The organism is Mycolicibacter sinensis (genome assembly GCF_001667375.1).
In the GTDB taxonomy this organism is placed as follows: Bacteria; Actinomycetota; Actinomycetes; order Mycobacteriales; family Mycobacteriaceae; genus Mycobacterium; species Mycobacterium sinense_A.
The window spans coordinates 1-12626 of record NZ_LZIN01000084.1; the positions used below are offsets into that span (position 1 = coordinate 1).

Genomic DNA, 12626 nt, shown 5'->3' on the forward strand with positions numbered 1-12626 from the left:
CCCCGGCGGGGGGCGGGGGGGGGGGCCCCGCCCCCCCGCGCGGGCGGGGGGGGGGGGGGGGGGGGCCGCGGCGGGGGGGGGGGCCCCCCCCCCGGCCCCCCCCCCCCCACGCCGCACCGGCCGGCTGCAGGTCGCGGCTGCGCCGCACCTGAGCCGAGCCGTCCTCGTCGGGACCGGAGTAGGTCAGCCCCGCGGTACCGTCGGCACCCGCGGCCCCGTTGGCCCCGTCGATTCCCTTGGCGCGCAACCCGAATTCCGCCAAACCCTGCGGGGCGTCCACCGGTGCCACCGACGGCTTCGGTGCGGCCTCGACGGCGACGTTGAACAGGAAGCCGACCGATTCCTCTTTGAGCCCCTCGAGCATGCCGGTGAACATGTCGAAGCCCTCGCGCTGGTATTCCACCAGCGGGTCGCGCTGCGCCATCGCCCGCAGCCCGATGCCCTCCTTGAGGTAGTCCATCTCATAGAGGTGCTCGCGCCACTTGCGGTCCAGGACGGACAGCAGCACGCCGCGTTCCAGCTCCCGCATGGCGCCGGCCCCGGCGGCGCCGTCGACCTCGGCCTCGCGCGCGGCGTAGGCGTTCTCGGCGTCGGCGATCAGTGCCTCGAGCAGCTCCTCGCGGGTCAGGTCGTCGGCCTCACCGACGTCGGCGGCGTGCAGCAGCTCGTGGTAGTCGATGCCGACCGGGTACAGCGTCTTGAGCGCGGTCCACAATTGTTCGAGATCCCAGTCCTCGGCGTAGCCCTCGCCGGTGGCGCCGTTGACGTAGGCGGTGATCACGTCGACGAGCATGTCGTGGGCTTGCTCGGCCAGGTTCTCGCCGTCGAGGATCCGGCGGCGCTCGGCGTAGATCACCTTGCGCTGCTGGTTCATCACCTCGTCGTACTTGAGGACGTTCTTGCGGATCTCGAAGTTCTGCTGCTCGACCTGGGTCTGGGCGCTCTTGATCGCCCTGTTGACCATCTTCGCCTCGATCGGCACGTCGTCGGGCAGGTTCAGTCGGGTCAGCAGTGACTCCAGTGCCGCACCGTTGAACCGGCGCATCAACTCGTCGCCCAGCGACAGGTAGAACCGCGACTCGCCGGGGTCGCCCTGGCGGCCGGACCGGCCGCGCAGCTGGTTGTCGATGCGCCGCGACTCGTGCCGCTCGGTGCCCAGCACGTAGAGACCGCCGGCCTCGATCACTTCCTTGGCCTCGGCGGCCGCCTCCGCCTTGATCGCGGTGAGCGTCTCATCCCAGGCGGCCTCGTACTCCTCGGGGGTTTCGACCGGGTCCAGGCCCTGGTTGCGCAGCTTCTGGTCGGCCAGAAAATCCGGGTTGCCGCCGAGCACGATGTCGGTGCCGCGGCCGGCCATGTTGGTCGCCACCGTGATCGCGCCGCGCCGGCCCGCCTCGGCGATGATGTGCGCCTCGCGCTCGTGCTGCTTGGCGTTGAGCACGTTGTGCGGGATGCGCCGCTTGGTCAGCTGCTTGGACAGATACTCCGAGCGCTCCACGCTGGTGGTGCCGATCAGCACCGGCTGGCCCTTCTCGTAGCGTTCGGCCAGGTCGTCGACGACCGCGGCGAACTTGGCCTCCTCGGTCTTGTAGATGAGGTCGATCTGGTCGGTGCGCGCCATCGGCTTGTTGGTCGGGATCGGCACCACGCCCAGCTTGTAGATCTCGTGCAGCTCGGCGGCTTCGGTCTCGGCGGTACCGGTCATCCCGGCGAGCTTGTCGTAGAGCCGGAAGTAGTTCTGCAGGGTGATGGTGGCCAGCGTCTGGTTCTCGGCCTTGATCTCCACCTGCTCCTTGGCCTCGATGGCCTGGTGCATGCCCTCGTTGTAACGCCGCCCGACCAGCACCCGGCCGGTGAAGTCGTCGACGATGAACACCTCGCCGTTGCGGACGATGTAGTCCTTGTCGCGGTTGAACAGCTCCTTGGCCTTCAGGGCGTTGTTGAGGTAACTGACCAGCGGCGAGTTGGCTGCCTCGTAGAGGTTGTCGATGCCCAGCTGGTCCTCGACGAACTCCACCCCGAGCTCGTGCACACCGATGGTGCGCTTGCGCAGGTCCACCTCGTAGTGGACGTCTTTTTCCATCAGCGGCACGATCCGGGCGAACTCGGTGTACCAGTTGGAGGCGCCATCGGCCGGGCCGGAGATGATCAGCGGGGTGCGCGCCTCGTCGATCAGGATCGAGTCCACCTCGTCGACGATGGCGAAGTTGTGCGGGCGCTGCACCAGCTGCTCCAGCGAATGCGCCATGTTGTCACGCAGGTAGTCGAAGCCGAACTCGTTGTTGGTGCCGTAGGTGACGTCGGCGTTGTATGCGACCCGCCGCTCGTCGGGGGTCATCTGGGACAGGATCACCCCGACCTCCAGACCCAGGAAGCGGTGCACGCGGCCCATCCACTCGGCGTCGCGCTTGGCCAGGTAGTCGTTGACCGTGACGACGTGCACGCCCTTGCCGGAGATCGCATTGAGGTAGGCCGGCAGCACACAGGTCAGGGTCTTGCCCTCACCGGTCTTCATCTCCGCGACGTTGCCGTAGTGCAGTGCCGCCCCACCCATCAGCTGCACGTGGAACGGCCGCTGGCTCAGCACCCGCCAGGCCGCCTCGCGAGCCACCGCGAAGGCCTCCGGCAGCAGGTCATCGAGGGATTCGCCGGCTTCGTAGCGCTCCCGGAACTCATCGGTCTTGGCCCGCAACTCCGCGTCGGTGAGCGCCTCGGCGTCTCCGGACAGGGAGTCGACGTAGTCGGCGACCTTCCGGAGCCGTTTGACCATCCGGCCTTCACCAAAACGCAGCAACTTGGACAGCACGGCTGGTCCCCTACTCAGTCTTCGGCATTAATCGAGCGTCACCCATGGTAGGTGACACTGTTGCAAGGGGCGGCCCCGCCGGGTTCCGGCGGTGTTATACAAACGGCGTCACACCAACCGGATCAAGCCGTAGTCATAGGCGTGCCGGCGATAGACCACCGAGGGCTGGTCGGTCTCCTTGTCATGGAACAGGAAGAAATCGTGGCCGACGAGCTCCATCTCATAGAGCGCGTCGTCGACGGACATCGGCGTGGCGGAGTGCTCCTTGGTGCGCACGATCCGGCCCGGTTCGTAGTCGTGGCCATCATGCAGCGCGCCGTCGGTGTGGCCGGACCCGTCGCGGTCCGGTTCGGCGATACCGTCCCGGTTGAACGCCGCAGCCAGGAACTCCGGGTCCGGCGCGGTCGCCTCGGCCACCGAGACCGGCGTCTTGTCGCCGTAGGAGACGTTGCGGCGGCCTTTGCCGCGGCGCAACCGGCTCTCGAGGCGGTCGATCGCAGCCTCGAAGGCAGCGTAGAAGCTGTTGGCCCGGGCCTCACCCCGAACCACCGGCCCGCGGCCGTGCGCGGTGATGTCGATCTGCTGGCAGGACTTTCGCTGCCGGCGGTTGTTCGCGTGCTTGAGTTCGACGTCGAACAGGCGAATGGAACGGTCCAGCCGCTCCAGGCGGGCCAGCTTCTGCGAGACGTAGACCCGAAAGTGGTCCGGTATCTCGACGTTGCGGCCCTTGACCACGATTTCGGCGCCCGCCTGATCGGGGCTCTCGTCGGCATCGACCGGCGTGCGGCTGGTTCCCACGAATTGACTTACCATGCTCGACACTCTTTTCTTCTCGTCTCGACCACGTACTCCACGGTTCCCGTCCTTGATGACGACCGTAGCCATGCCGCCGGATACGTGCCACTGCTTTGACGGACCCGTTGTGAGTTGGTGGCCGCACCGGCATCAAGCCGCCGCGATCACTAATGCGGCGGCCACCGCAACACCGCCGGAACGCAGCACCCGCACCGACTCGGCCAGGGTGGCCCCGGTGGTGACGACGTCGTCGACCACCAAGACATCACCGGGAGGCAGCCGGCGCCGGCTCAGCACCACCCGGCCGCCGACGTTGCGTTCGCGCGCGCCGCTGCCCAACCCGACCGAGTCGCGGGTCAGTGCCCGCATCCGCAGCGCCGGCGCCACCGTGATGCCGGGGTGCCGCGCCGACGCCGCGGCCGCGATCCGCCCGATCGGGTCGCCGCCGCGGCGGCGGGCGGCGCTGCGCCGGGTGGGCGCGGGAATGATCGTCAGCGGCAGGTCGAGCATCCCCCAGCACAGCAACCGCTGCAGCGCGACCGCGAGCGGTAGAGCAAGCGGCGCGATCAGGTCGGTGCGTCCCCGCTCCTTCACCGCGACGATCGCCTGCCGGCGGGCCCCGGCGTAGCGGCCCAGCGCGAACACCGGCACCTGCGGGTCGAGCCGCGGACTGGCCAGGCGGGGCTCGTCGGGTCCGACGGCGAGCTGCGCCGCGCAGCCGGCGCACCAACCGGTGGCCGGGGCGCCGCAGCCACCGCACTGCCGGGGAAGCACCAAATCCAACCCAACGTCGAGCATGCGCTCGAGACTGGCACCGGCCACCGACAACCGGCCCCTACAAACTCCTCCTAGTCAGGTCGTATCCGCATGTCAAGGGGTCTTTAGTCCGCAATAGCAGCATCACCAAACACCAAAACCGTGAAGTCTCTAACAGATTCACGAATTTCATTCCTCAATACTGTTAGCGTCGCCGTCCATGACCTCCGAATCAACGCAGTTGGACACGTCAGCAGAGCCCGAATCCGGCGGCGCCACGGCGTTGATCGGCAAAGGCTGGGCCCAGGGCGTGGCCCTGGTTATGATCTTCGGATTCCTGGTGATGGGCATCCTGGCGATTCGCACCTACACCGCCTCGATGCCACTGCCGGACAAGGTGGTCACCGAGACCGGACAACAACTGTTCACCGGCGACGACATCACCCGCGGCCAGACACTGTTCCAGGCCCGGGGACTGATGCAGTACGGCTCGGTGCTGGGCCACGGCGCCTACCTGGGCCCGGACTACACCGCCGAATACCTGCGGATGGCCACCGACAACGTCACCCGCCAGTTCGAGGCGCAGGGCGTGACCAACCCGCACACCGACGTGGTCGCCGAGTTCCGGACCAACCGCTACAACGCCGACACCGGCACCCTGGTCTTCACCGACAAACAGGCCCGCGCGTTCACCGATATCCAGCGGCACTACGCCGACTACTTCGGTGAAGCCTCCACCAAATACGGGCTGCTGCCGCACATGATGACCGACCCGGGCGAGATCCGCGACGTGACCGCGTTCTTCGCCTGGACCGCCTGGGCGGCGGCGGCCGACCGGCCCGGCCACTCCTACAGCTACACCAACAACTGGCCCTCGGAGCCGCGCGTGGACAACGGTCCCACCGGATCGGTCGTGGTGTGGTCGGTGCTGTCACTCATCGCGCTGCTCGGCGGGATCGGGATCATGTTCACCGTCTACGGCCGGTGGAGCCAGAACATCGGCTGGCACGGCGCCGAGACGACCAGGCTCGAGTTCCGGCAGCCCGGCGAGGTGCCGCTGACCCGCTCTCAGCGGGCCGCGATTTGGATCTTCGCCGTCGTCGCGGTGCTGTTCTTGATCCAGACACTGCTCGGCGGCGCCGTCGAGCACTACCGCGCGGACCTGGCGGAGTTCTACGGGATCGACCTCGCCAAGTTCCTGCCCTACAACCTGGCCCGCACCTGGCACCTGCAACTGTCGCTGTTCTGGACCGCGGCAGCGTTTTTGGCCGGCGGCATCTTCCTGGTGCCCTTCATCACCCGCCGCGAGCCCGCCAAGCAGTCGTGGCTGGTCTACGGGCTGCTCGGAGCGCTCGCCGTGGTGGTCTTCGGATCCATGGCATTCGAGGCGCTGTCGATCTTCGGCAAGGTGGAGCCCGGCACGGTGATGTCGCAGCAGTGGGAGTTCCTGGACCTGCCGCGGGTGTTCCAGCTGCTGCTGATCGTCGGGTTGTTCCTGTGGATCTTCATCATCTGGCGCGGCATGCGCGCCAAGCTGGCCAGCACCTCGAAGATGAACCTGCCGTGGATCTTCTTCTTCACCGGCCTGACCATCCCGACCTTCTACGCGGTCAGCTTGCTCGCCGGCAGCGAGACGCACTTCTCGGTCGCCGACTTCTGGCGGTTCTGGATGGTGCACCTGTGGGTCGAGGACTTCTTGGAGCTGTTCACCACGGCGATGGTGGCCTACCTGTTCGTCCAGCTCGGGGTGGTGCGCGAGCGGGTCGCGCTGCTGGTGATCTTCCTCGACATCATCTTGTACTCCGCCGGCGGCGTCATCGGCACCATGCACCACCTGTACTTCTCCGGCACCCCGGTGGAGCATATGGCGCTGGGCGCGTTCTTCTCCGCCGCCGAGGTCATCCCGCTGACCTTCCTGACCGTGGAGGCATGGGCGTTCCTGCAGCTGGGCGCTCGCCAGGAAGCCGGTGGTGAGCACAACTTCCCGGCGCGCTGGGCGGTGATGTTCTTGGTCGCGGTCGGGTTCTGGAACTTCCTGGGCGCAGGCATCTTCGGCTTCCTGATCAACCTTCCGGTGGTGTCCTACTACGAGATCGGCACCGCGCTGACCGCCAACCACGCGCACGCGGCGATGTTCGGGGTGTACGGCATGCTGGCGGTGGCCCTGGCGATGTTCGCCTTCCGGTATGTGATCCCGGCGGACAAGTGGCCGAACAAGCTGGCCCGACTGTCGTTCTGGTGCATGAACATCGGCCTGGCCTGGATGGTGTTCGTCACCCTGTTGCCGCTGGGTGTGCTGCAGTTGTTCCACTCGGTCAACGCCGGCTACTTCGAAGCGCGGTCGCTGGGCTACATCACTCAGCCGGGCAACGCCGTGCTGGAGTGGATGCGGTTGCCAGGCGATGCGATCCTGATCGTCGGAGGCGTCGTGCCGTTCTGCTGGATCGCCTGGATTGCCCTGCGGCACTTCCGTTCCGGTCAGACCGTTGACGAGCTGCCCGAGCACGCGCTGTACACCTCGGTGGCGACCGACGCGACCGAAGCCGCGACACAGGGCTGATCGACGATGACGATGCCGGGAGCTTGGGTGTGGCTGATGTCGGGCTACGCGCTGCTCCTGCTCGTCTTCGCGTGGGGCTTCGACGGCATGGCCAAGCGAACCTCCGAGCGCGCCGCGGCGTGGCGCACCGGAAAGTTCACCTACCACGAGGATCACGACGCCTGGAAATGTCCGGAGGACCAGTGGCTCTGGCCGACCTCGTTCGATCCGGACAACCGGGTGATGCGGTACCAGGCCACGCCGTCGATCTGCAACGCATGCCCGGTCAAGGACACCTGCACCACGTCGAATCACGGCCGGCAGATCAGCCGGCCGGTCGACCCCTGGCCGCATTCCGAGGCGGGCCGGTTCCACCGTGGCATCGCCTGCGCGGTGGCCGGTTTCGGGGTGGTGATGCCGCTGGCGGCACTGATCGGCAACCACCGGCCCGCCGATGTGCTGGTGCTGACCGCAGCGATCCTGATCGTGCTCACCGGCGGCTCCCCACTGCTCCGCCATCTGTGGAACACTCCGTCGAACGCCCCGCAGGATTCCCCGCACCGGGTCGACCCGGAACAGGTCGAGGCGGCGATCGACCGGTACTCGACCCGCTGGGGCGGCTTTTCGGACTCGAGGAGGCAGCGCGTCAATGAGTGAGGGCCTGATCACCGTGGCGGTGCTCGTGATCGCGGTACTGGCCGCGCTCGCCTACTTCTCGATCCATGTGCTGCGGGAATACGAGCGGGGCGTCGTTTTCCGGGTCGGGCATGCCCGCCCGCTGTACCAGCCGGGACTGCGAATCCTGATTCCGCTGGTGGACAAGATGATTCGCGTCGACCAGCGGGTGGTGACGCTCACCATCCCCCCGCAGGAGGTGATCACCCGCGACAATGTGCCGGCCCGGGTGAACGCGGTGGTGATGTTCCAGGTAGTCGATCCGCTCAAAGCGATTCTCGCGGTGGAGAACTACGCGGTGGCCACCTCCCAAATCGCCCAGACCACCCTGCGCTCGCTGCTGGGCCGGGCCGATCTGGACACCCTGCTGGCGCACCGTGACGACCTCAACGCCGACCTGCGCACCATCATCGACACCCAGACCGAGCCGTGGGGCGTGCAGGTCCGGGTGGTCGAGATCAAGGACGTGGAGATCCCGGAGTCGATGCAGCGCGCGATGGCCCGCGAAGCCGAAGCCGAGCGCGAGCGCCGCGCGAAGGTGATCAACGCCCGCGGTGAGCTGCAGGCCTCCGAGGAACTGAGCCAGGCCGCCGAGACACTGTCGCGCAATCCGGCGTCGCTGCAACTGCGTTACCTGCAAACTCTTTTGGAGCTCGGCGCCGACCAGAACTCCACCGTGGTCTTCCCGCTGCCGGTGGACATCATCACCCCGTTTCTGGGCGGCGGCTCACCCAAACGCTGATATGGACCAATGGCACTGCTCTCGGCGTCTCGGCGCGGTTACGCTGGGCAGTGCCGGGCGCGGTCGGCGTCCGGCCGGCCAATCGGGAGCCATCATGGGTGATCGGGAGTCAACACAGGCGGTTGTCGTCGGCATCGACGGGTCACCGGCCGCAGACAGCGCCGCGGTCTGGGCGGCCGGCGAAGCGGCCGGCCGGAACCTGCCGCTGAAGCTGGTCTATGTCATCCATTCGGCCGGCGATCCGGCCGATCCCCCCGACCCGCAGGCCGCCGCCTCCAGCGCGCTGTCGCAGGCCCGCCAGGCGGCCCGGGCCGCCGCCGGCGTGCAGATCGAAACCGCGGCGCTGCACGGAAACCCGCTCGCCACCTTGATCGAACTGTCCCACTCGGCGGCAATGGTTGTGGTGGGATCGGTCGGGGTGGCCCACACCTGCCATCGCGCCGGTTCGACCGCCGCCGCGCTGGCCGGATCGACCGGCTGCCCGGTGGCCGTGATCCACGGTGCCGGCACTCCCCGACACGACGGGGCGATCGTTGCCGAAATCGATACGTCCCCGGACAATAAGACCGTGCTGGGATGGGCCAGGGCCGAAGCCGAGCTGCGTCACGCGCCGCTGCAGCTGGTCACCTCCGGCGACGTCGAGGGCTACCTCGCCGCGCACGCCGAGTCGATCCAGCTGTTCGTCTCGGGAACTCGCGATCGGCGCAGCCTGGGCTGGGCCGGCGGCACCGGCGGCTGTTCGGTGCTCACCGTCGGCGGGACGCCGCGATGACGGCCGCGGCGAAAGGGCGCGCCACCGTCACGGTCTTTCTGGTCGACGATCACGAAGTGGTGCGCCGCGGCCTGATCGACCTGCTCGGCGCCGATCCGGAACTCGACGTCGTCGGCGAGGCCGGATCGGTCGCCGAGGCGCTGGCGCGCATCCCGCCCCTGCGGCCCGACGTGGCGGTGCTCGACGTACGCCTGCCGGACGGCAACGGCATCGAGCTGTGCCGTGATCTGCTGTCCCGCATGCCGGAGCTGCGCTGCCTGATCCTCACCTCGTTCACCTCCGACGAGGCGATGCTCGATGCCATCCTGGCCGGTGCCAGCGGCTACATCGTCAAGGACATCAAGGGCATGGAGCTGGCCCGCGCCGTCAAGGACGTCGGCGCCGGACGCTCGCTGCTCGACAACCGCGCCGCCGCCGCACTGATGGCCAAACTGCGCGGCGCCACCGCCAAGCCCGACCCGCTGTCGGGGCTGTCCGAACAGGAACGCATCCTGCTGGGCCTGCTCGCCGAGGGCCTGACCAACAAGCAGATCGCCGACCGGATGTTCCTGGCCGAGAAGACCGTGAAGAACTACGTGTCACGACTGCTGGCCAAGCTGGGCATGGAACGCCGAACCCAGGCCGCCGTCTTCGCCACCAAACTCGAGCGCTCCCGGAATGACTGACGACGCACCCGCCGACGGCCCCAACCCCCTGCTCGACACACTGTCCCAGCTGCGGCTACGCGAACTGCTGGTCGGAGTGCAGGACCGGGTCGAGCAGATCGTGGAGGGCCGCGACCGCCTCGACGGTCTGCTGGCGGCGATGCTGGTGGTCACCTCCGGGCTCGAGCTCGACGCCACGCTGCGCTCCATCGTGCAGACCGCCACCAACCTGGTCGAGGCCAAATACGGTGCGCTGGAAGTGCACGACCACGACCGCCGGATGCGGGAGTTCGTCTACGAGGGCATCGACGACGACACCTTCGCACGGATCGGGCGGCTGCCCGAAGGCGTGGGCGTGGTGGGCCTGCTGATCGACGATCCCCGCCCGCTGCGTCTCGATGACCTCACCAAACACCCTGCGTCGGTGGGGTTTCCGTCATACCACCCGACGATGCGCACCTTCCTCGGCGTGCCGGTGGGGGTGCAGGACGAGGTCTTCGGCAATCTGTATCTCACCGAGAAGGCCAATGGGCTGCCGTTCAGCGAGGACGACGAAGTGCTGGTGCAAGCACTGGCGGCCGCCGCCGGGATCGCCATCGCCAACGCCCGGTTGTACGCACAGGCCAAGGCGCGCCAATCCTGGATCGAATCCACCCGTGACATCGCCACCGAATTATTGTCCGGAACCGATCCCAGCACGGTGTTCCGGCTGATCGCCGAGGAAGCCAGCAAGCTCACCGGCGCCGAGTCGGCGCTGGTGGCCATCCCGCTGGAAGAGGAAACCTTCGACGCCGACGTCAAAGAACTCCTGGTGGTCGAAACCTTGGGTGCGGCCATGGAGACGATCGCCGGGGACACCATCCCGGTCGCCGGGACTGCGGTCGGCGAGGCATTCGCCCAGCGCATCCCGCGCAAAGTGGCCCGACTGGGGCTGACCGGCGTCGACGTGGCCGGCCCGGCGCTGATCCTGCCGTTGCGCGCCGCGGACGCGGTGGCCGGCGTCGTCGTGGTGGCGCGAAACGACACCACGAATCCGTTCAGCGTCGAACAACTCGACATGATGGCCGCGTTCGCCGACCAGGCCGCATTGGCCTGGCAGTTGGCCACGTCGCAGCGCCGCATGCACGAACTCGACGTGGTCACCGACCGCGATCGCATCGCCCGCGACCTTCACGACCACGTGATCCAGCGACTGTTCGCCGTCGGATTGTCCTTGCAGGGCACGATTCCGCGGGCCCGCTCCGCCGCGGTGCAGCGCCGGCTGAGCGACGCGGTGGATGACCTGCAGGAGATCATCGGCGAGATCCGCACCACCATCTTCGATCTGCACGGGGCCTCCTCGGCGGTGACCCGGCTGCGGCAGCGGCTGGACAACGCCGTCGCGCAGTTCTCCGGGTCGGGGCTGCACACCACCGTGCAGTTCGTCGGCCCACTGTCGGTGGTCGAACCGGCGCTGGCCGATCACGCCGAGGCAGTGGTCTCCGAGGCGGTCAGCAATGCGGTCCGGCATTCCGGCGCCACCGCGTTGAGCGTGCAGATCAAGGTCGAAGACGACCTGGCCATCGAGGTGACCGACAACGGGCGCGGGATGCCGGAGGTCATCACCCCCAGCGGCCTGGACAACCTAGGACGGCGCGCCGCACAGGCCGGCGGCGCCTTCAGCATCGAACCGGCCCCGGGCGGCGGCACCGTACTGCGCTGGTCCGCACCGCTGATGACGTAGCCGGCGCCCATTCCACGGTGTCGTCGAGGAAGCGTCGCGGGGTCGCCGGAAGCGGGTCGGCGTTGATCGGGGCCCAGCCCACCCGCAGCAGCATCTGCGGATAGCCGCTGGTGCCGAAGACATCGCGGCGTACCGCGGCGCGGGTTTCGGCGATCTCGAGCGGCTCGGTGACCGGGCAGTTGGCCAGCCCCAGCGCCGTCGCGGTCAGCAACACCACGCTGGTGGCCTCACCGGCGCGCAGTTGCGCCAGCCGGTCATCGTCGTCGGTGCCCAATGCCAGCATCACCGCGCGGTCCTCGGCCGGGCCGGCACCGGGCGGCTGGGCCAGCATCGGGTCGGCGAACAGCCGCCCCGGAATCGGTGCGCCGGCATTCGGAGCGGGAACACTGCGTGCCGGGACGCCGGCCACCGACCCGTACCGACCGCTCCACCTCGCCAGCTCGGCGAGGTAGTCGTAGTCGGTGCGGTGGGCGTAGACGGCTTCCGCCACAACCGCATTCAGCCGGTCGAGCGCGTCGATTCGGCGCAGCATCACCCCGGCGCGCGCGGCCCGGGCACCCATCAGCGCCACGTCGGCGGCCGCCACCGGCCAGCCGCTGAAGTAGCGGCGGTCGGTGCGTCGCCGCGGTATCGCCGCGGCCAGCGCCACGTCGGTCTGCTCGGGCGGCCGCCCCGGATCGGGCCCGAACAGCTCGATCGTCGCCAGGTGCTCGGGGCGGGCCGGATCGGGCAGCCGGTGGATCTTGCCGCGCCAACCCAGCGCGGCCAGCGCGACCACGCAATGGTGCAGCGCCGCACCGCAACTGAGGATCAGACCGCGGCCGTCGGGATCCACGCTGCGCAGGTGCAGGTCGGGGTCGGCGAACAGCTCCAGCCGAGGCGGCTGTGACGCCGTCTGCACCCGCCAGCGCCACGGCTGGGAATTGTGCACCGACGGTGCCCGCGCCGCCAGCTCAAGCGCAGTGCGAACGGTCTCCCGGACTGCCGCGGGGTCCGGGTAGCCGACAGGCTGCTCATCCACGATCCGGCCCCCATTCTTTCGGCACGGTCTTGAGCCGATCTGGCACCGAACCGAAGGGCCAGTGCCTCTTTCACCATGCTCTCCGGCCGGCCGGCCCGCACAGGGCAGGAAGGCCCGACCGGAAAGGACTTTGGGCCACCGGGCGCAAGCTCA

At 68.4% G+C, this 12626-nt stretch carries 10 protein-coding genes; 6 read left to right on the top strand and 4 right to left on the bottom strand.

Features of this window, described 5'->3' with window-relative positions; genetic code table 11:
- The 3 genes from secA to A5771_RS17570 form a co-directional block, all read right to left on the bottom strand.
- On the bottom strand, nt 1–2806 hold a 2806-nt coding region (gene secA, locus A5771_RS17560; protein ID WP_234783097.1), incomplete at its 3' end, for a preprotein translocase subunit SecA.
- A 108-nt stretch (nt 2807–2914) separates the two neighbouring features.
- Nucleotides 2915–3619 carry a ribosome hibernation-promoting factor, HPF/YfiA family gene (gene hpf / locus A5771_RS17565; RefSeq protein ID WP_064856475.1) on the bottom strand — a complete coding sequence of 235 codons (705 nt, stop codon included), beginning with the start codon at nt 3617–3619 and terminating at the stop codon, nt 2915–2917.
- A gap of 132 nt (nt 3620–3751) precedes the next feature.
- Nucleotides 3752–4399, bottom strand: coding sequence for a ComF family protein (locus A5771_RS17570; protein ID WP_064856516.1), 648 nt, complete (start codon nt 4397–4399; stop codon nt 3752–3754).
- Between the two features lie 178 nt (nt 4400–4577).
- Here A5771_RS17570 and A5771_RS17575 point away from each other — a divergent pair, with 178 nt between their 5' ends.
- The 6 genes from A5771_RS17575 to A5771_RS17600 all read left to right on the top strand — a co-directional run bounded on the left by A5771_RS17575 (nt 4578) and on the right by A5771_RS17600 (nt 11452).
- Nucleotides 4578–6917, top strand: coding sequence for a nitric-oxide reductase large subunit (locus A5771_RS17575; RefSeq protein WP_064856476.1), 2340 nt, complete (start codon nt 4578–4580; stop codon nt 6915–6917).
- A gap of 6 nt (nt 6918–6923) precedes the next feature.
- Entirely contained in the window at nt 6924–7553 is a 630-nt protein-coding gene (locus A5771_RS17580) for a hypothetical protein (protein WP_064856477.1), read from the top strand.
- Nucleotides 7546–8313: a slipin family protein gene (locus A5771_RS17585; RefSeq protein WP_064856478.1), complete on the top strand. Its 768-nt coding sequence runs from the start codon at nt 7546–7548 to the stop codon at nt 8311–8313. The genes A5771_RS17580 and A5771_RS17585 overlap by 8 nt, the downstream gene beginning before the upstream one ends.
- A 94-nt stretch (nt 8314–8407) precedes the next feature.
- Nucleotides 8408–9085 (top strand): universal stress protein, encoded by a 678-nt coding sequence (locus A5771_RS17590; protein WP_064856479.1) that lies wholly within the window; start codon nt 8408–8410, stop codon nt 9083–9085.
- Nucleotides 9082–9750 carry a hypoxia response regulator transcription factor DosR/DevR gene (dosR, locus tag A5771_RS17595; RefSeq protein WP_064856480.1) on the top strand — a complete coding sequence of 223 codons (669 nt, stop codon included), beginning with the start codon at nt 9082–9084 and terminating at the stop codon, nt 9748–9750. Before A5771_RS17590 ends, dosR begins: the two co-directional genes overlap by 4 nt.
- Nucleotides 9743–11452 carry a GAF domain-containing sensor histidine kinase gene (locus A5771_RS17600; RefSeq protein ID WP_064856481.1) on the top strand — a complete coding sequence of 570 codons (1710 nt, stop codon included), beginning with the start codon at nt 9743–9745 and terminating at the stop codon, nt 11450–11452. The genes dosR and A5771_RS17600 overlap by 8 nt, the downstream gene beginning before the upstream one ends.
- On the opposite strand, the gene A5771_RS17605 is transcribed toward A5771_RS17600, so the two are convergent.
- Entirely contained in the window at nt 11388–12473 is a 1086-nt protein-coding gene (locus A5771_RS17605; RefSeq protein WP_234783098.1) for an Acg family FMN-binding oxidoreductase, read from the bottom strand. The two genes, A5771_RS17600 and A5771_RS17605, sit on opposite strands and share 65 nt — an antisense overlap.
- Nucleotides 12474–12626: the final 153 nt, after the last annotated feature.

Excerpts from the sequence above, each read along its gene's own strand:
- dosR (WP_064856480.1), top strand. The coding sequence starts at position 9,082 with ATGACGGCCGCGGCGAAAGGGCGCGCCACCGTCACGGTCTTTCTGGTC.
- A5771_RS17585 (WP_064856478.1), top strand. The coding sequence starts at position 7,546 with ATGAGTGAGGGCCTGATCACCGTGGCGGTGCTCGTGATCGCGGTACTG.
- A5771_RS17580 (WP_064856477.1), top strand. The coding sequence starts at position 6,924 with ATGACGATGCCGGGAGCTTGGGTGTGGCTGATGTCGGGCTACGCGCTG.
- A5771_RS17570 (WP_064856516.1), bottom strand. The coding sequence starts at position 4,399 with ATGCTCGACGTTGGGTTGGATTTGGTGCTTCCCCGGCAGTGCGGTGGC.
- hpf (WP_064856475.1), bottom strand. The coding sequence starts at position 3,619 with ATGGTAAGTCAATTCGTGGGAACCAGCCGCACGCCGGTCGATGCCGAC.
- A5771_RS17600 (WP_064856481.1), top strand. The coding sequence starts at position 9,743 with ATGACTGACGACGCACCCGCCGACGGCCCCAACCCCCTGCTCGACACA.
- A5771_RS17590 (WP_064856479.1), top strand. The coding sequence starts at position 8,408 with ATGGGTGATCGGGAGTCAACACAGGCGGTTGTCGTCGGCATCGACGGG.
- A5771_RS17575 (WP_064856476.1), top strand. The coding sequence starts at position 4,578 with ATGACCTCCGAATCAACGCAGTTGGACACGTCAGCAGAGCCCGAATCC.